Here is a 258-nt window from a genome sequence, read left to right on the forward strand (position 1 = left end):
TGCCGGGAGTCGCAGATACCAGGTGGCTGCAACTGTTTATTAAAAACATAGCACTGTGCTAAATCGTAAGATGACGTATACGGTGTGACGCCTGCCCGGTGCTTGAAGGTTAATTGATGGGGTTAGACTTCGGTCGAAGCTCTTGATCGAAGCCCAAGTAAACGGCGGCCGTAACTATAACGGTCCTAAGGTAGCGAAATTCCTTGTCGGGTAAGTTCCGACCTGCACGAATGGCGTAATGATGGCCACGCTGTCTCC

At 50.8% G+C, this 258-nt stretch carries 1 rRNA gene; it reads left to right on the plus strand.

Annotation, left to right across the window (positions count from 1 at the left end):
* Positions 1 to 257 (plus strand): 23S ribosomal RNA (locus HC728_RS20005); the annotation flags it as partial.
* Between the last annotated feature and the right edge of the window lies 1 nt (position 258).

Origin of the sequence: Aliivibrio sp. S10_S31 (genome assembly GCF_014694495.1) — a bacterium.
Taxonomy (GTDB): Bacteria; Pseudomonadota; Gammaproteobacteria; order Enterobacterales; family Vibrionaceae; genus Aliivibrio; species Aliivibrio fischeri.